Source organism: Krasilnikovia cinnamomea, from assembly GCF_004217545.1.
Lineage (GTDB): Bacteria > Actinomycetota > Actinomycetes > Mycobacteriales > Micromonosporaceae > Actinoplanes > Actinoplanes cinnamomeus.
In genome coordinates, this window is record NZ_SHKY01000001.1 from 4,757,379 (window position 1) to 4,774,668 (window position 17,290).

The window sequence follows — 17,290 nt, forward strand, 5'->3', positions numbered from 1 at the left end:
ACCCCCTGGCCGCGCTCCGGCTCCCCACGGCCCTTCCTCAGACCAGGAGAGACACCCATGTTCGCAAACCCGAACCCGGCCCGCCTCACCCGCCTCGCGCGCCGCCCCATCCGCGCCGTCTGCCTCGACATGGCCCACTCCGACCCCGACAGCCCATGCCCCTACTGCAACTCCGAAGCCAACCCGACCACCGACGACGACCCGATCCTCGGCCTCGCGCTGCTGCGTCACGTCGAGCTGGCCGCCGAGGACGCCGAGCTTGCCGGGTGGGCCGCCGCATGAACGGCCTGACCGCAACCCGTGTGGAGGGCCTGGTCCTCGTCGCCATCCTGCTTGTCGTCGCCGGGTTCGCCGGGGCGGCCTCCTTCACCCACGTGCACGACTGGACGATGCGGCACTCCCCAGCGGGCACCGGGGACTGGTTCGGCTGGGCCAATGCCGTCATCTCCGAACTGGTCCCCATCGCCTGCGCCCTGGTCATCCGTCGTCGCCGCCGCGAACGCGCGTCCGTCGTCTACCCCGTGTTCCTGCTCCTGGCCGCTGTCGCGCTCTCACTGTCGGCGCAGGTCGCCGTGGCCGTCCCTGGTCCATCCGGCTGGCTGCTGTCGGCCGTGCCAGCCCTCGCGTTCCTCGGGCTGGCGAAGCTGGTCCTGTCCACTGCCCCGCCGGCCGAGTCCGAGCCCACTTCGCCAACCGCCGTCGCCGCCACCGAGCCCAGGCCCGCAGAATCCGCCGCACCCACCGAGCCGAAGGCCGCACCGGTCCCGCCCATCGGCGGTCCCACGGTCCCGGCTGGCTTCCTACCCCCGCTCACCGCGACCGAGGCTCCGCACCTGAACGGCCGCGCAGTCACCTCCGGAGGTGCCAGATGACCGCGATTACCCGCGCCGCTGCCGTGCCCGGCCGCCCCGACCTGATCCGCCGTCGTGTCGTCGGCACTCCCACCGAGGTCGCTGCCGCCGTCGCGCTGCTCGCCCACACCGGCCGCCTCGTCTCCGCGACCACACCGCGCCAGTTCGACGCCCGCGACCCGTCGGTGACCGTGATCGTCACCGCCCGGCTCCGTCCTGCGGTCGCCGTCTCGGCCTCGACTCGGCATCGCTGGATCAAACCGACTGTCATCGGCTCGGCCTCGGTAACCGCTGTCGCCGCCGTCGGGTACGGGCTTGCAGCCCTCGCTCGGACCGTCGTGCACCAGACCGCCGCCCACTGGCCCACCGTCGTCGGCGCGCTTGTGCTCGTCGCCCTGGTCCTCTTCGCCCTTGCCCGCAAGGCCCGCTGCACCGGCCTGCACTGCCCTGGCTGCCGGACCCACTGATGGCCAAGCTGCCCATCTACTGCTCCCGCTGCGGCGACCTGGCCACCGTCGAGATCACCGCCTGCACGGCCGACAGCTCCCGCTCGGCCACCGCTTGCGCGAAGCACCGCCCGGCAGTGCGCCGCTGGGCTGCCCACGTCGCGCAGCCCGTCATCACCCCGATCGATCAACCGCAGGCCGGTCAGCTCGCGCTGTTCCCGCCTACCGAATGGAGGTGACCACCCGTGACCGCACCCACCCTGCCCACCGCCCCGGCCCCCCGGGAGGAACCTCGTCCCGGCTCGCGGGCCGCCCGGCTCGGCCTGCCGATGTCGGCTGCGGTGCTCAAGGAGATGTGCGCCGAGTACGGCGTCTGCCTGCGCCCCGTCTCGCTGCGTCGTACCGACCTGCACACCGGACAGACAGAGCTGATCGACATACCATGCGGCTCCACCCGCGAGGACAAGTGCGCACCCTGCGCGAAGCGTGCCCGTCGACTGCGGCAGACCCAGATCCGCGAGGGCTGGCACCGGACCGCCGAGCCGCTCCCCGGCCCGGCCCCTGCCACCTACGAGCAGCGCGGACTGATCATGCTCCGCGCCGACTTCGAGTTCGCCCGCGACGAAGCTATCCGGGAAGCACTGGCCAGCAAGAAGGATGGAGAGCGGCGCTGGGAGCAGGTCGCCGAGCTGGACGAGGCCATCGCCGAAGTCGAGGAATCCATTGCGGCAGAAGGGATGCGCGGTCGTGTTGCTCCATCGCATCCGAAGCCCGGCGACGATCAGGCCGACAACGGCAAGCGCCGTCAGCGCTCCACCCGTCGCCGTCAGGACGCCCCCGACCTGCCCCGACAGAAGGTCGAACAGCGCACCATCGGTCGCGTCTACGTCGCCCCGGACGGCACCGAACACCAGCCCTCGATGTGGCTGACCGTCACCCTCGACAGCTACGGCAAGGTCCACTCCGACGGCACCCCGGTCAACCCGGCCACCTACGACTACCGCAGCGCCGCCTGGGACGCCGTGCACTTCCCCCGCCTGCTCGACCGGTTCTTTCAGAACCTGCGCCGCTGCGTCGGCTGGAACGTCCAGTACGCGGGATGCGTCGAGCCCCAGCGCCGACTCGCCCCGCATGCCCACTTCGCCATCCGGGGCACCATCCCGCGCGAGATCCTGCGCCAGGTCGCCGCCGCCACCTACCACCAGGTGTGGTGGCCATCAGTCGAACGCATGATCTACACCCCGGACCGGCCCCCGGTGTGGGACGCCGACCAGGGCGCGTGGTGCGACCCCGATAGTCGTCAGCCGCTCACCTCGTGGGCCGACGCCCTCGACCAGGTCGACACCGACCCCGACGCAGAGCCGGTACACGTCGCCCGATTCGGCGCCCAGGTCCTCGCGGAGGGCGTCACCCCGGGCACCGAACACGCAGCCCGGACGATCGGCTACATCACGAAGTACATCACCAAGAGCGCCGCCGACTGCCACAAGACCGACACCGATCGGCAGCGCCAGCACCTCGACCGGCTCTGGCACACGTTGCGCGTCACCCCATGCTCGGACCGGTGCGCGAACTGGCTGCTGTACGGCGTGCAGCCCAAGAAGGCCGACGGTCGGATGCAGCCCGGACGGTGCAAGGGCAAGACCCACCAGCGGGCCACCCTCGGCATCGGCGGGCGGCGGATCCTCGTGTCGCGTGACTGGTCCGGCAAGACCCTGGCCGACCACAAGGCCGACACCCGCGCCTGGGTCCGCAATCTGCTGGGCGTCTCCGTCGACGCCGAGCACGCCGACCCCGCCGAACCTGGTGAGCCAGCATCGTTCGCGTGGGAGATGGCCAAACCGAACGACGCCGACCTCGCCCCGCTTGGGCACCGGCTCCTGCGAGCCCTGTCCCAGCGAGCCCAGTGGAAGGCCGCGATCCTCGCCGTCCAGGATCGCGCCGCCCAGCTCGTCCCCGCCGATGTCTCGGCAATCGCGCCCGTCCCAACCCACCGTGAGGAGATGAACCGTGAGTGACGACCTGTTGACCAATGAGGAGGTGGCCATCCGTCTCCGCACGACCCCCCGGTTCGTTCGCCGCCTTGTCGCGGAACGGCGCATCGCCTACGTGAAGGTCGGCCGCCAGGTGCGCTTCGAGCCCACCGCCGTGGAGGCGTACATCGAGGCCAACCGCGTCGTGCCGATGACCCGCGCCCAGCTCCGAGCCGAGCTGTGGGGGGCTGCCTGATGGCAAACCAGCCTGGCCGTCGACGTTTCGGCAACGTGCGTCAGCGTGCCTCCGGTCGCTGGCAAGCGCGCTACATCGGCCCCGATGGCCTTGAGCGGACCGCGCCGCACACGTTCGCCACGGAGCGGCAGGCGCAGAAGTGGCTCACCCTGATCGAGTCGGACATCATCAAGGGGGAGTGGGCCCCGCCTGAGGCGGGCGAGATCGTGCTGGCCGACTACGGCGTCCGCTGGATCTCCGAACGCAAGCTCGCCCCGCGCACCCGGCAGGGCTACGAGTACCTGTTCGCCCTACATGTCCGGCCGCACCTGGGCCAACTCACCCTGGCCGCGATCAAGCCCGCCACCATCCGGGCCTGGCGCAAGACGCTACTCGACCGTGGCTGCCCCGAGCCGCAGGCGGTCAAGGCGTACACCTTGCTGCGGGCCATCCTCAACACAGCGGTCAAGGAGGACGAGATCATTCGGCAGAACCCGTGCCGGATCAAAGGCTATGACCGGTACCACACCCCGGAGCGCCCGACCGCGACGATCCCGCAGGTCTTCGCCCTGGCCGACGCCATGCCCGCCCGGTTCTCGGCGCTCGTCATCGTCGGTGCGTTCTCCAGCCTCCGCTGGGGCGAGCTGGCCGAGCTGCGCCGCAAGGACGTCGACCTGGAAACGGGCATCGTCCGGGTCTCGCGCAAGCTCGCCATCCTCGTCGGCCGGGTGGAGGTCGGTCCGCCCAAGTCGGCCTCCGGTGTTCGCGTGGTCGCGCTGCCCGAGGTCGCCGTCGAAGCGCTGCGCAGGCACATGGGGCCGGGCGGCTACGTAAACCAGGGGCCGGACTCGCTGATCTTCACCGGAGCCAAGGGCGCGCACCTGCGGGGGAGCACGTTCGGACCGGCGGTCAAGTGGCGGACCACCGTCGTAGAGGTCGGGCTGCCGGAGGGCTTCCACTTCCACGACCTGCGGCACACCGGCAACACCCTCGCCGCGTCGTCGGGCGCGAGCACGCGGGAGCTGATGACCCGGATGGGCCACGCGACGATGCGCGCCGCGTTGATCTACCAGCACGCCACCAGCGAGCGGGACCGTGAGATCGCTGACCGCATGAACCGGCGAATCACCAAGCCCACCGCCAAGCAGGCGTCCGACGAGGAGGGGGAGCCAGATGGCCCGGCCCGGGCCACGCCAGCGACCTAATGGCCCGCTAATGGCCCACAAGATCAAAGTGGCTTGAATACGACGACGGCCCGGGTCCGGGGATACACCCTCTGACCTGGGCCGTTACGCTGTGGAGCGGGCGACGGGAATCGAACCCGCGTAATCAGTTTGGAAGACTGAGACTCTACCATTGAGCTACGCCCGCGAGCCCCGGTTGCCCGGGGACCGCGCACCAGGGTACTGAACGCGCGCCCGCCGCGCGAACCGGATCGCCGGGCGGGTGACTCCACGGCACATGCGCCTGAGGCGACCGCATACACTGACGGCGCCACGGGGTGTGGCGCAGCTTGGTAGCGCACTCGCTTTGGGAGCGAGGGGCCGTGGGTTCAAATCCCGCCACCCCGACTGCCACCAACCTCGCAAGCAACAAGGAGTACGCCTGTGAAGAGCACCGTCGAGACCCTGAGCCCGACCCGGGTGCGGCTCGCCATCGAGGTGCCGTTCGAGGAGCTCACGCCGAGCCTGCAGAAGGCGTACCGGGAGATCGGCTCTCAGGTGCAGGTGCCGGGCTTCCGGCGCGGCAAGGTGCCCGCCGCGGTCATCGACCAGCGGGTCGGCCGTGGAGCCGTCCTCAACGAGGCCGTGCAGGAGGCGATCCCGCAGCAGATCCTCGCCGCGGTCCGGGAGCACGAGGTCAAGACGCTGGGCCGGCCCGAGGTGGAGATCACCGAGTTCACCGACGGCAACCCGCTGAAGTTCACCGCCGAGGTGGACGTCCGCCCGGAGATCACCGTCCCGGACCTGTCGACCATCACCGTGACCGTCCCGGCGGTCGAGGTCGCCGAGGCCGACGTCGACGAGCAGATCAAAGGTCTGCGGGAGCGCTTCGCCACGCTGAAGACCGTGGAGCGGCCCGCCGCCGAGGGCGACTACGTCCAGCTCGACCTCAAGGCGACCGTGGACGGCGAGGAGGTGCCGGGCGGCAGCGCGACCAACATCTCCCACGAGGTCGGCAGCAAGCAGCTGCTGCCGGGCCTGGACGAGGTGCTGGTCGGCATGTCGGCCGAGGAGGAGAAGACGTTCACCACTCAGCTCGTGGGCGGCGACTACGCCGGCCGCGACGCCGAGGTGCACGTCACCGTCCGTACGGTCAAGGACAAGCAGCTGCCCGAGATCGACGACGAGTTCGCCCAGCTGGCCAGCGAGTTCGACACCCTCGAAGAGCTGCGCAACGACCTGCAGACCCGCCTGTCCAAGGTCAAGAAGGTCGAGCAGATCTACGCCGCCCGCGACGAGGCGCTCAAGCAGCTCGTCGAGGCCGCCGCCATCCCGGCGCCCGAGGGCATCGTCAAGGAGGAGGTCGAGGGCCGTAAGCAGGCCATGACCGACCAGCTCGAGCGGATCGGCGCCAGCCTCGCGGACTACCTGGCCTCGGAGGAGAAGACCGAGGAGCAGATCGACGAGGAGCTGACCGAGGCCGCGACCGAGGGCGTCAAGATCCAGCTGCTGCTGGACACCATCGCGGACGCCGAGGACGTGCAGGTCTCCGACGACGAGTTCGGTCACGAGATCGTGCACCGGGCCCAGCGCGCCCAGATGCAGCCGCAGCAGTACTACGACCAGCTCGTGCAGTCGGGCGCCGCGGCGGCCGTCTTCGGCGACGTGCGTCGCGGAAAGGCCCTCGCGTCGGTCATGGAGCGGGTCACGATGAAGGACAGCGAGGGCACCACCCTCACGCTCGACGACCTGCGCGCGGAGGGCGAGGACGAGCACGCCGGTCACGACCACTGACGGTGCGGAAGCGGGCCGGGCCGTCACGGCCGGCCCGCTTCTCTCCGTACGGGCGGGGCCGTGCGCTGTCAGCGAACACCTGCCCGAGCGGGAAGCCCCCGCGCGGGGTACCGGTTAGGTTGGTCGTACGACGGACAACCTGCCGGCCGCGAAGTTCGGGCCGGCACAGTTAGCTGCGAAGGGCTGCCATGAGCGATCTGCACTTCCCGGCGAGTCCCCTCCTGCGGGGCGGCGACTCCATCAGTGGCAACCTCGACGACTCGGTCTACAACCGTCTGCTCCGCGAGCGGATCATCTTCCTCGGCAGTGAGGTGACCGACCAGGTCGCCAACCGCATCTGCGCTCAACTGCTGCTGCTCTCCGCGGAGGATCCCGAGCGCGACATCAACCTGTGGATCAATTCGCCCGGTGGCTCGGTCTACTCGGGCATGGCGATCTACGACACGATGCAGTTCATCGACAACGACGTCGCCACCGTGGCCATGGGCATGGCCGCGTCGATGGGCCAGCTGCTGCTCTGCGCCGGCGCCAAGGGCAAGCGTTACGCGCTGCCGCACGCCCGCATCATGATGCACCAGCCTTCTGGCGGGATGGGTGGCACCGCCGCCGACATCGCCATCCAGGCGGAGCAGATGTTGTACACCAAGCGCATGTTCCAGGAGCGGGTGGCGTTCCACACCGGCCAGGACCAGGCGACGATCGAGGCCGACTCCGACCGGGACCGCTGGTTCACGGCGCAGGAGGCCCAGGACTACGGCTTCATCGACAAGGTGATCACCGGGGCCACCCAGGTCCCCGAGGGCGCCGGAACGCTGAACTGAGGAGCTGAGCAATGACCGACCTGACTATGCCTCCCGGGTTCGCTCCGGTGCACAACCGCTACGTGCTGCCCTCGTTCGTCGAGCGCACCTCGTACGGCGTCAAGGAGTCGAACCCGTACAACAAGATGTTCGAGGACCGGATCATCTTCCTCGGCGTGCAGGTGGACGACGCGTCGGCCAACGACGTGATGGCCCAGCTGCTCACGCTGGAGAGCACGGACCCGGACCGCGACATCACGATGTACATCAACTCCCCGGGCGGCTCGTTCACGGCCATGACGGCCATCTACGACACGATGCAGTACGTCCGGCCGGACATCATCACGGTCTGCCTCGGCCAGGCCGCCAGCGCCGCGGCGGTGCTGCTGGCCGCGGGCACCCCCGGCAAGCGGATGGCGCTGCCGCACTCGCGGATCATCATTCACCAGCCGGCCACCGAGGGCGGCTACGGTCAGGGCTCCGACATCGAGATCCAGGCCCGCGAGATCATGCGCATGCGTACCCAGCTGGAAGAGATGATCTCCCACCACTCGGGCCAGACGATCGAGAAGGTCCGCAAGGACATCGACCGCGACAAGATCATGACGGCCGAGGAGACCAAGGAGTACGGCCTGGTCGACACGGTCCTGGTCAGCCGCAAGAAGAGCCTGCAGACGGCCGGCGTCGGCAGCTGAGCGCGGGAGGTCGGGGGCCGGTGAGAGGCGCTACACTGGCTGGCCCCTGACACGCCCGTTTTGGGGGTCGGAGAACAGCCCCTCAACGGGTAACGTCGAGCCTGCAACCTCAGTAACGCGGGTCGGCAGTCGATGAGTTAACAACGAGGCAAATCGTCCTCAGGCCACGGGCCGGCTTGTGCCGGCCGATGAGCGCAGGGAGAACGTAGGTGGCACGGATCGGCGACGGTGGCGACCTACTCAAGTGCTCGTTCTGTGGAAAGTCGCAGAAGCAGGTCAAGAAGCTCATCGCAGGTCCGGGCGTCTACATCTGCGATGAATGCATCGATCTCTGCAATGAGATCATCGAGGAGGAACTGGCCGAAACCGGCGAGGTGAAGTGGGAAGAGCTTCCCAAGCCGATGGAGATCTGCCAGTTCCTCGATAACTACGTGGTCGGACAGGAACAGGCCAAGAAGGCCCTCTCCGTCGCGGTCTACAACCACTACAAGCGGATTCAGGCCGAGTCCTCCGGAGCGCCCGGCGCGGGCAGCGACGTCGAGGTGGCCAAGTCCAACATTATGCTCATCGGTCCCACCGGCTGCGGTAAGACCCACCTGGCACAGACACTCGCCCGGATGCTCAACGTGCCGTTCGCGATCGCGGACGCCACCGCGCTGACCGAAGCCGGCTACGTCGGCGAGGACGTCGAGAACATTCTGCTCAAGCTCATCCAGGCCGCCGACTACGACGTCAAGCGCGCCGAGCAGGGCATCATCTACATCGACGAGGTCGACAAGATCGCCCGCAAGAGCGAAAACCCGTCGATCACCCGCGACGTCTCCGGCGAGGGCGTCCAGCAGGCCCTGCTCAAGATCCTTGAGGGTACGGTCGCGAACGTCCCGCCCCAGGGTGGCCGCAAGCACCCGCACCAGGAATTCATCCAGATCGACACCACCAACGTGCTGTTCATCGTCGGTGGCGCGTTCGCGGGCCTGGACCGGATCATCGAGTCCCGCATCGGTCAGGGCGGGGTCGGCTTCGGCGCCCACCTGCGTTCGATCTCCGAGCGGAACACGGACGACATCTTCAGCAAGGTCATGCCCGAGGACATGCTCAAGTTCGGCCTGATCCCGGAGTTCATCGGCCGACTGCCGGTCATCACGACGGTCCGCAACCTCGACCGGACCGCCCTCATCAAGATCCTCACCGAGCCGCGCAACGCGTACGTCAAGCAGTACCAGCGCCTCTTCGAGCTCGACGGCGTCGAACTCGAGTTCGACGAGGGCGCCCTCGAGGCCATCGCCGACCAGGCGATGCTTCGCGGCACCGGTGCCCGCGGCCTGCGCGCGATCATGGAAGAGGTCCTGCTCTCCGTGATGTACGAGGTGCCGAGCAACCCCGACGCCGCCCGCGTGGTCATCACCCGCGAGGTGGTGCTGGAGAACGTCAACCCGACGATCGTTCCGCGCGAGTTCGTCGGCAGGCGCCGTCGCGAGCGTGAGGAGAAGTCGGCCTGACGCTCGCCGTGCACGACCTTGCGGAGGTCGTCGCCCGGATCGAGCGCGACGAGCGCCTCCCGGCCGACCCCTGGCTCGATGTTGTCCCGGCACCAGCGCCGCACACGGCGGCCGTGGCCGCGTTCCCGGGGCACGTCGTCGTCGCCGCTGATGTGGACCGCCCGTTCGTGGAATCCTTCACCGACGGTCAGGACTTGGCGGCCCCTCTCGGCCCGCAGTTCCTCGGTGCGCTGGAGGAACGACTCCGACTGGCCGCGGGCAGCACCGATCTGGTTCTCCTCGCCGCGCCCGTCGAGGGTGATCCACCCACCGACCTGACGCCCGTACCCGACAGCACCCACCCCCGTGTGGTCCGCGCCCGCCTGCACCGTTCCGATGTCCACGCCTGGAGCTGCGGCCGCGGCATCCTCACCATCGGCCGTGGCGTGGCCGGCCGCTGGGAGGTCGCCGTCGAAGTGGACGAGGACGCGCGCAACGCCGGACTGGGCCGAGCACTCGCCGCCGCCGCGCGACACCTGGTGCCAGACGGCCGTCCCGCGTGGGCCCAGGTGGCATCGGGCAACGTGGCCAGCCTCCGGGCGTTCCTCGCCGCCGGGTACGTCCCCATGGGGGCCGAGGTTCTCCTGACCCCGGTGGCCTCGCCGGTACCCTGACACCCATGCGTGTCGCCGTCTGTCAGCTGAACGCCCGCGACAACCGCCCCGCCAACCTCACCGTGGCCCGCGACCTCCTGGACCAGGCGGCCGCAGCCGGCGCCGACCTGGCTGTTCTCCCCGAGTACGTCGACTACCTCGGGCCCGCCGACGGGGCGCCCAAACCGGAGCCCACCGACGGCGAGTTCGGGTCGTTCTTCGCCGCGGCCGCGCGGGAACTGGGCATGTGGGTCCACGCCGGTTCCTTCCACGAGACCGGCCCGGACGACGGGCGTACCTACAACACGACGATGGTCTTCGACCCCACGGGCCGGCTGGCGGCGACCTATCGGAAGATCCACCTGTATGACGTGGAGATTCCGGGGCGGGTGTCCTATCGCGAGTCCAACTCGGTGGCGCCCGGTGACGAGACCGTGGTGGCCGACATCGCCGGTATTCGTACCGGTCTCTCGATCTGTTACGACCTACGCTTCCCCGAGCTCTACCGCCGGTTGGCCGTCGACGGCGACGCGCAGGTGCTGGTGGTGCCGGCCGCGTTCATGATGCACACGGGCCGCGACCACTGGGAGGTGCTGCTGCGGGCCCGCGCGATCGAGAACCAGTGCTACGTGGTGGCAGCCGGCCAGATCGGCGATCACGAGCCGAGCCGTACGTGTTTCGGCCGCAGCATGATCATCGATCCGTGGGGGACTGTGCTGGCCCAGGCACCGGACACCGTGGGTATTGTCACCGCCGATCTCGACCTGGCTCGCCTGCGCACCATTCGTAGCGAACTGCCCAGCCTGGCGAACCGTCGTCTTTGACTCCGCAGCACACTCGGGGGCGGAGGCCATCACCCGCGCCGGGGGTGTGCGGCCTAGGGGTCCGCGTCCACCTCGACCGGTTCGTCCTGGCCACCAGGCCTTGCATCGACGGTTTGTCATCCCAGGCCGGTTGCCAAGCAGCGGTGAGCTATCAGGTCCGCAGCGCACGCGGCGCGCGGCCCGGTGAGCGTGACGGCGGCGGTGGCTGGCGCGGTGGTCGTCGGGCCAGGCGACGAATGGGATCGGCGCATAAACCGGCACCTGGGCGTGGGTGATTGTCCCGCTCCGGGTCCGGGGTGCTGGCGGGCGTATCGAGGTTGGCCCGTTCGACCGGGACGAGGTGGCGCTCCTCGGCCGCAGGTCGGCTGATCACAGAGCCTGGGCCAGATAGCTGAGGAGTGCGACGCAGACCACTGCGCAGCCGACGAGCACCATCGCGCCGCCCATCCGTGAGGGCCCGCGCCGCACCAGCCGATACCCGGCCACGACGACCGTGGCCAGGACGAACAGGCCGATCACCAGCTGCCAGAACGGCAGCAGTAGGCCTGTCAACGCTTCAGCGGCGTGCGACGAGGGAGGACGCATGCCTGCCACTGTGGCACGGACGGTGGTGCTGGCGGTGCCGATGTGGACAGTGTCGATTTGCGTTGCGCCCCGCGGTCGCGTAACTTTCTCTCTGCCCACGGGGAACCGGACGGAACGGCGCGAAAGCGACCGGCTGATCGGCTTCTCCAGGGCTAGCCTGCAGCAGGCGATATGCCTGCGAACGGCGCCGGGAGGTGCTGGAGTCCGGGGAGACCGGATTGCACCAGCGAAGCCGACCGGGTAGAGTACGAGGGTCGGCAGGAGCCGGGCGGATGGATCGGGTATCGATCTCCGGCCGGTCTGCAAGGCCAACCCAAACGCTTCAACTCACCAGACGGTGAGCGTCAGCGTGGGGAAACACTTGGGCGATGCTAGTCGGGTCTTCGGGTGCAAATCCGGGTCTTGCGCTGGCGAGGTCGACCAGGTAACCTAGTGCGGTTGCCCCGAGATCGGGCCTTACGCAGAGGCCCTGGTTTTGGTGTGTGGTTGTTCTTTGAGAACTCAACAGGGTGTTTTGATAAGCCAGTGCCAATTGTGATTGTTTGTCCCTGGCCGATCATTTTGGTGGTCGGTTGTGGATTCCTTTGGCAACAATTTGTTTGTTGCTGGGGTTGATTCTTCAGGTTTTTGTTGGAGAGTTTGATCCTGGCTCAGGACGAACGCTGGCGGCGTGCTTAACACATGCAAGTCGAGCGGAAAGGCCCTTTCGGGGGTACTCGAGCGGCGAACGGGTGAGTAACACGTGAGTAACCTGCCCCATGCTTTGGGATAACCCTCGGAAACGGGGGCTAATACCGGATATGACTTCTGGCCGCATGGTCGGGGGTGGAAAGTTTTTCGGCGTGGGATGGGCTCGCGGCCTATCAGCTTGTTGGTGGGGTGATGGCCTACCAAGGCGACGACGGGTAGCCGGCCTGAGAGGGCGACCGGCCACACTGGGACTGAGACACGGCCCAGACTCCTACGGGAGGCAGCAGTGGGGAATATTGCACAATGGGCGGAAGCCTGATGCAGCGACGCCGCGTGAGGGATGACGGCCTTCGGGTTGTAAACCTCTTTCAGCACCGACGAAGCGAGAGTGACGGTAGGTGCAGAAGAAGCGCCGGCCAACTACGTGCCAGCAGCCGCGGTAAGACGTAGGGCGCGAGCGTTGTCCGGATTTATTGGGCGTAAAGAGCTCGTAGGCGGCTTGTCGCGTCGACTGTGAAAACCCGCGGCTCAACCGCGGGCCTGCAGCCGATACGGGCAGGCTAGAGTTCGGTAGGGGAGACTGGAATTCCTGGTGTAGCGGTGAAATGCGCAGATATCAGGAGGAACACCGGTGGCGAAGGCGGGTCTCTGGGCCGATACTGACGCTGAGGAGCGAAAGCGTGGGGAGCGAACAGGATTAGATACCCTGGTAGTCCACGCTGTAAACGTTGGGCGCTAGGTGTGGGGGGCCTCTCCGGTTCTCTGTGCCGCAGCTAACGCATTAAGCGCCCCGCCTGGGGAGTACGGCCGCAAGGCTAAAACTCAAAGGAATTGACGGGGGCCCGCACAAGCGGCGGAGCATGCGGATTAATTCGATGCAACGCGAAGAACCTTACCTGGGTTTGACATCACTCGAAAACTCGTAGAGATACGGGGTCCTTCGGGGCGGGTGACAGGTGGTGCATGGCTGTCGTCAGCTCGTGTCGTGAGATGTTGGGTTAAGTCCCGCAACGAGCGCAACCCTCGTTCGATGTTGCCAGCGGGTTATGCCGGGGACTCATCGAAGACTGCCGGGGTCAACTCGGAGGAAGGTGGGGATGACGTCAAGTCATCATGCCCCTTATGTCCAGGGCTTCACGCATGCTACAATGGCCGGTACAAAGGGTTGCGATGCCGTGAGGTGGAGCGAATCCCAAAAAGCCGGTCTCAGTTCGGATCGGGGTCTGCAACTCGACCCCGTGAAGTCGGAGTCGCTAGTAATCGCAGATCAGCAACGCTGCGGTGAATACGTTCCCGGGCCTTGTACACACCGCCCGTCACGTCACGAAAGTCGGCAACACCCGAAGCCGGTGGCCTAACCCCTTGTGGGAGGGAGCCGTCGAAGGTGGGGCTGGCGATTGGGACGAAGTCGTAACAAGGTAGCCGTACCGGAAGGTGCGGCTGGATCACCTCCTTTCTAAGGAGCACCTTGCCCGTGAAAGCGGGCCAGGAGCCCGCGTCACCCGAGTGTGGTGACGGGGTGCTCGATGGCGGAGACACTGGCCTAGTCTGGTTCCGGCAACGGCCGGCGCATCTAGTACGCATCCCTGTGTGGGGTGGGGGAACGGTGGGCTGGTGCGGCTGGGGCGGGGCGACCGATCAAGACATCCTGTTGGGTCCTGAAGGAACAACCAGGCCCGGTACCGCGTGGGAACGCGGGTCGGGTACCCGGCTGAGAGGCTGGGGGTTGTTGTTCAGCGCCAGGCATGACCTGGTCCCTCATACCGTTTCAACACTGTGCGTCTGTGTGGCGTGGGCCTTTCGGGGTGGGTGTTGGGGGTTTGGTGGGGGGCGGTTCGGGTTGTGGGTTGGTTGTTGGTTGAGAATTGCACAGTGGACGCGAGCATCTTGTTTTCTGTGGTTAAGTTGTCAAGGGCGAACGGTGGATGCCTTGGCACCAGGAGCCGATGAAGGACGTGGGAGGCCGCGATAGGCCTGGGGGAGCTGTCAACCTAGCTGTGATCCCAGGGTGTCCGAATGGGGAAACCTGGCACGAGTCATGTCGTGTCACCATCATCTGAATTCATAGGGTGGTGGGGGGAACGCGGGGAAGTGAAACATCTCAGTACCCGTAGGAAGAGAAAACAATAGTGATTCCGTGAGTAGTGGCGAGCGAAAGCGGATGGAGCCTAAACCGGGTGTGTGTGATACTTGTCAGGGGTTGCATATCCGGGGTTGTGGGAGCCACGTACCGTGTCTGACAGCGCGGTGGAGAGTTACAAAGTTGCACGTTAGTTGAATGGTGTGGGAAAGCCAGCCGTAGACGGTGAGAGCCCGGTAGGCGAAAGCGTGTGACCTCTGTGTGGATTTCCCGAGTAGCGGCGGACTCCTGTAATCTGCCGTGAATCTGCCAGGACCACCTGGTAAGGCTGAATACTTCCTGGTGACCGATAGCGGACGAGTACCGTGAGGGAATGGTGAAAAGTACCCCGGGAGGGGAGTGAAATAGTACCTGAAACCGTTCGCCTACAATCCGTCAGAGCCTTTTGGGGTGATGGCGTGCCTTTTGAAGAATGAGCCTGCGAGTTAGTGGCACGTGGCGAGGTTAACCCGGGTGGGGTAGCCGTAGCGAAAGCGAGTCTGAAGAGGGCGTTGAGTCGCGTGTTCTAGACCCGAAGCGGGGTGATCTAGCCATGGGCAGGTTGAAGCGTGGGTAAGACTGCGTGGAGGACCGAACCCACCAACGTTGAAAAGTTGGGGGATGACCTGTGGTTAGGGGTGAAAGGCCAATCAAACTCCGTGATAGCTGGTTCTCCCCGAAATGCATTTAGGTGCAGCGTCGTGTGTTTCTTGCCGGAGGTAGAGCACTGGATGGTCTAGGGGGCCTACAAGCTTACCGAAATCAGCCAAACTCCGAATGCCGGTAAGTGAGAGCGCGGCAGTGAGACTGCGGGGGATAAGCTTCGTAGTCGAGAGGGAAACAGCCCAGATCACCAGCTAAGGCCCCTAAGCGTGTGCTAAGTGGAAAAGGATGTGGGATCGCATAGACAACCAGGAGGTTGGCTTAGAAGCAGCCACCCTTTAAAGAGTGCGTAATAGCTCACTGGTCAAGTGGTTCCGCGCCGACAATGTAGCGGGGCTCAAGCACACCGCCGAAGCTGTGGCACTCACACAAGTACTTCGCGAAGAGACTTTGGTCTTTTCGTGCAGGTGTGTGGGTGGGTAGGGGAGCGTCGTATGGCGGGTGAAGCGCCGGGGTGACCCAGGTGTGGACGCCATACGAGTGAGAATGCAGGCATGAGTAGCGAATGAAGGGTGAGAAACCCTTCCGCCGGATGACCAAGGGTTCCAGGGCCAGGCTAATCCGCCCTGGGTGAGTCGGGGCCTAAGGCGAGGCCGAGAGGCGTAGTCGATGGATAACGGGTTGATATTCCCGTACCCGCGTAGGAGCGCCAGCGATGAACCTCACTGTGCTAACCATCCGAGTTTGTTGATCCCTTCGGGGTGACGTGGGCGAGGTTGGGATCCTGGTGGGTAGTAGTTGAGCGATGGGGTGACGCAGGAAGGTAGCTGATCCCGGCCGGTGGTTGTGCCGGGGTAAGCGTGTAGGCCGTGCCATAGGCAAATCCGTGGCACATGGAGGCTGAGACGTGATGCCGAGCCGATTCAGGTGAAGTCAGTGATCCTATGCTGCCGAGAAAAGCCTCTAGCGATGTTCCGAGCGGCCCGTACCCCAAACCGACACAGGTGGTCAGGTAGAGAATACCGAGGCGACGGGCGAACTGTGGTTAAGGAACTCGGCAAATTGCCCCCGTAACTTAGGGAGAAGGGGGGCCGGACGCGTGAAGCCCCTTGCGGGTGGAGCGTGGTATGGCCGCAGAGAGCAGGGGGAAGCGACTGTTTACTAAAAACACAGGTCCATGCCAAGTCGTAAGACGATGTATATGGACTGACGCCTGCCCGGTGCTGGAACGTTAAGGGGACCTGTTAGCTCTTCGGGGCGAAGCGGAGAACTTAAGCGCCAGTAAACGGCGGTGGTAACTATAACCATCCTAAGGTAGCGAAATTCCTTGTCGGGTAAGTTCCGACCTGCACGAATGGCGTAACGACTTCCCCACTGTCTCAACCACAGGCCCGGCGAAATTGCAGTACGAGTAAAGATGCTCGTTACGCGCGGCAGGACGGAAAGACCCCGGGACCTTTACTATAGCTTGACATTGGTATCTGAATGCAATTGTGTAGGATAGGTGGGAGCCGGTGAAGCTCGGACGCCAGTTCGGGTGGAGGCAATCTTGAAATACCACTCTGTTGGATTTGGGTATCTAACTTGCGGCCCTGATCGGGTCGAGGGACAGTGTCTGGTGGGTAGTTTAACTGGGGCGGTTGCCTCCTAAAAGGTAACGGAGGCGCCCAAAGGTTCCCTCAGCCTGGTTGGCAATCAGGTGTTGAGTGTAAGTGCACAAGGGAGCTTGACTGTGAGACTGACAGGTCGAGCAGGGACGAAAGTCGGGACTAGTGATCCGGCACTTGCGTGTGGAAGCGGTGTCGCTCAACGGATAAAAGGTACCCCGGGGATAACAGGCTGATCTTCCCCAAGAGTCCATATCGACGGGATGGTTTGGCACCTCGATGTCGGCTCGTCGCATCCTGGGGCTGTAGCAGGTCCCAAGGGTTGGGCTGTTCGCCCATTAAAGCGGTACGCGAGCTGGGTTTAGAACGTCGTGAGACAGTTCGGTCCCTATCCGCCGTGCGCGTTGGATACTTGAGAAGGGCTGTCCCTAGTACGAGAGGACCGGGACGGACGAACCTCTGGTGTGCCAGTTGTCCCGCCAGGGGCACGGCTGGTTAGCTACGTTCGGAAGGGATAACCGCTGAAAGCATCTAAGCGGGAAGCCTGCTTCGAGATGAGGTATCCCACCACCTTGAGTGGGTAAGGCCCCCAGCTAGACGACTGGGTTGATAGGCCGGAAATGTAAGCCAGGTAACTGGTTCAGTTGACCGGTACTAATAGGCCGAGGGCTTAACCACACCCATAAATTTGGTGCTCAACGCGTCCACTGTGTGATATCTCAGCAAACAACCACCCCCCACACACCCCACCCACCTAGACCACACAGTCTGGTG

At 65.7% G+C, this 17,290-nt stretch carries 14 protein-coding genes, 2 tRNA genes and 2 rRNA genes; 16 read left to right on the forward strand and 2 right to left on the reverse strand.

What is annotated here, in order from left to right; all coding sequences use genetic code 11:
* Positions 1–57: 57 nt before the first annotated feature.
* Genes EV385_RS21775 through EV385_RS21805 form a run of 7 tightly spaced genes read left to right on the forward strand, consistent with a single transcriptional unit; the run spans position 58 to position 4,710 of the window.
* Positions 58–282 carry a hypothetical protein gene (locus EV385_RS21775; protein ID WP_130511131.1) on the forward strand — a complete coding sequence of 75 codons (225 nt, stop codon included), beginning with the start codon at positions 58–60 and terminating at the stop codon, positions 280–282.
* Entirely contained in the window at positions 279–872 is a 594-nt protein-coding gene (locus EV385_RS21780) for a DUF2637 domain-containing protein (RefSeq protein WP_242625003.1), read from the forward strand. Before EV385_RS21775 ends, EV385_RS21780 begins: the two co-directional genes overlap by 4 nt.
* Positions 869–1,318, forward strand: a complete 450-nt coding sequence (locus EV385_RS21785; protein ID WP_130511132.1) for a hypothetical protein — start codon at positions 869–871, stop codon at positions 1,316–1,318. Before EV385_RS21780 ends, EV385_RS21785 begins: the two co-directional genes overlap by 4 nt.
* Positions 1,318–1,536 (forward strand): hypothetical protein, encoded by a 219-nt coding sequence (locus EV385_RS21790; protein ID WP_130511133.1) that lies wholly within the window; start codon positions 1,318–1,320, stop codon positions 1,534–1,536. Before EV385_RS21785 ends, EV385_RS21790 begins: the two co-directional genes overlap by 1 nt.
* 6 nt (positions 1,537–1,542) lie before the next feature.
* Entirely contained in the window at positions 1,543–3,315 is a 1,773-nt protein-coding gene (locus EV385_RS21795; protein ID WP_130511134.1) for a replication initiator, read from the forward strand.
* Positions 3,308–3,526: a helix-turn-helix domain-containing protein gene (locus tag EV385_RS21800; protein ID WP_130511135.1), complete on the forward strand. Its 219-nt coding sequence runs from the start codon at positions 3,308–3,310 to the stop codon at positions 3,524–3,526. The genes EV385_RS21795 and EV385_RS21800 overlap by 8 nt, the downstream gene beginning before the upstream one ends.
* Complete coding sequence (locus tag EV385_RS21805; RefSeq protein ID WP_130511136.1) at positions 3,526–4,710, forward strand: tyrosine-type recombinase/integrase; 1,185 nt, start codon at positions 3,526–3,528, stop codon at positions 4,708–4,710. The genes EV385_RS21800 and EV385_RS21805 overlap by 1 nt, the downstream gene beginning before the upstream one ends.
* Positions 4,711–4,802: 92 nt before the next feature.
* Here EV385_RS21805 and EV385_RS21810 read toward each other — a convergent pair.
* A tRNA-Gly gene (locus tag EV385_RS21810) sits at positions 4,803–4,876 on the reverse strand.
* 126 nt (positions 4,877–5,002) lie between these two features.
* On the opposite strand from EV385_RS21810, the gene EV385_RS21815 reads away from it, so the two are divergent.
* The 7 genes from EV385_RS21815 (at position 5,003) to EV385_RS21845 (ending at position 10,912) form a co-directional block, all read left to right on the forward strand.
* Positions 5,003–5,076, forward strand: a tRNA-Pro gene (locus tag EV385_RS21815).
* Positions 5,077–5,112: 36 nt separating this feature from the next.
* Positions 5,113–6,462 (forward strand): trigger factor, encoded by a 1,350-nt coding sequence (gene tig / locus EV385_RS21820; protein ID WP_130511137.1) that lies wholly within the window; start codon positions 5,113–5,115, stop codon positions 6,460–6,462.
* Between the two features lie 188 nt (positions 6,463–6,650).
* Positions 6,651–7,283 carry an ATP-dependent Clp protease proteolytic subunit gene (locus EV385_RS21825; protein WP_130511138.1) on the forward strand — a complete coding sequence of 211 codons (633 nt, stop codon included), beginning with the start codon at positions 6,651–6,653 and terminating at the stop codon, positions 7,281–7,283.
* An 11-nt stretch (positions 7,284–7,294) separates the two neighbouring features.
* Complete coding sequence (locus tag EV385_RS21830) at positions 7,295–7,957, forward strand: ATP-dependent Clp protease proteolytic subunit (protein WP_130511139.1); 663 nt, start codon at positions 7,295–7,297, stop codon at positions 7,955–7,957.
* A gap of 209 nt (positions 7,958–8,166) precedes the next feature.
* On the forward strand, positions 8,167–9,456 hold the full coding sequence (gene clpX, locus EV385_RS21835) for an ATP-dependent Clp protease ATP-binding subunit ClpX (protein ID WP_130511140.1): 1,290 nt from the start codon (positions 8,167–8,169) through the stop codon (positions 9,454–9,456).
* Positions 9,457–9,464: 8 nt separating this feature from the next.
* Entirely contained in the window at positions 9,465–10,109 is a 645-nt protein-coding gene (locus EV385_RS21840) for a GNAT family N-acetyltransferase (RefSeq protein ID WP_242625004.1), read from the forward strand.
* Between the two features lie 5 nt (positions 10,110–10,114).
* Positions 10,115–10,912: a carbon-nitrogen hydrolase family protein gene (locus EV385_RS21845; RefSeq protein WP_130511141.1), complete on the forward strand. Its 798-nt coding sequence runs from the start codon at positions 10,115–10,117 to the stop codon at positions 10,910–10,912.
* A gap of 369 nt (positions 10,913–11,281) precedes the next feature.
* On the opposite strand, the gene EV385_RS21850 is transcribed toward EV385_RS21845, so the two are convergent.
* Positions 11,282–11,497 (reverse strand): hypothetical protein, encoded by a 216-nt coding sequence (locus EV385_RS21850; protein ID WP_130511142.1) that lies wholly within the window; start codon positions 11,495–11,497, stop codon positions 11,282–11,284.
* Between the two features lie 627 nt (positions 11,498–12,124).
* Between EV385_RS21850 and EV385_RS21855 the strand changes: the two genes are divergently transcribed.
* A 16S ribosomal RNA gene (locus EV385_RS21855) occupies positions 12,125–13,643 on the forward strand.
* Between the two features lie 442 nt (positions 13,644–14,085).
* A 23S ribosomal RNA gene (locus tag EV385_RS21860) occupies positions 14,086–17,194 on the forward strand.
* The 16S and 23S rRNA genes sit together here, the layout of an rRNA operon.
* Positions 17,195–17,290: the final 96 nt, after the last annotated feature.

Coding starts and splice junctions, on each gene's coding strand:
- EV385_RS21775 (WP_130511131.1), top strand. CDS start 58: ATGTTCGCAAACCCGAACCCGGCCCGCCTCACCCGCCTCGCGCGCCGC.
- EV385_RS21780 (WP_242625003.1), top strand. CDS start 279: ATGAACGGCCTGACCGCAACCCGTGTGGAGGGCCTGGTCCTCGTCGCC.
- EV385_RS21785 (WP_130511132.1), top strand. CDS start 869: ATGACCGCGATTACCCGCGCCGCTGCCGTGCCCGGCCGCCCCGACCTG.
- EV385_RS21790 (WP_130511133.1), top strand. CDS start 1,318: ATGGCCAAGCTGCCCATCTACTGCTCCCGCTGCGGCGACCTGGCCACC.
- EV385_RS21805 (WP_130511136.1), top strand. CDS start 3,526: ATGGCAAACCAGCCTGGCCGTCGACGTTTCGGCAACGTGCGTCAGCGT.
- EV385_RS21825 (WP_130511138.1), top strand. CDS start 6,651: ATGAGCGATCTGCACTTCCCGGCGAGTCCCCTCCTGCGGGGCGGCGAC.
- EV385_RS21830 (WP_130511139.1), top strand. CDS start 7,295: ATGACCGACCTGACTATGCCTCCCGGGTTCGCTCCGGTGCACAACCGC.
- EV385_RS21845 (WP_130511141.1), top strand. CDS start 10,115: ATGCGTGTCGCCGTCTGTCAGCTGAACGCCCGCGACAACCGCCCCGCC.
- EV385_RS21850 (WP_130511142.1), bottom strand. CDS start 11,497: ATGCGTCCTCCCTCGTCGCACGCCGCTGAAGCGTTGACAGGCCTACTG.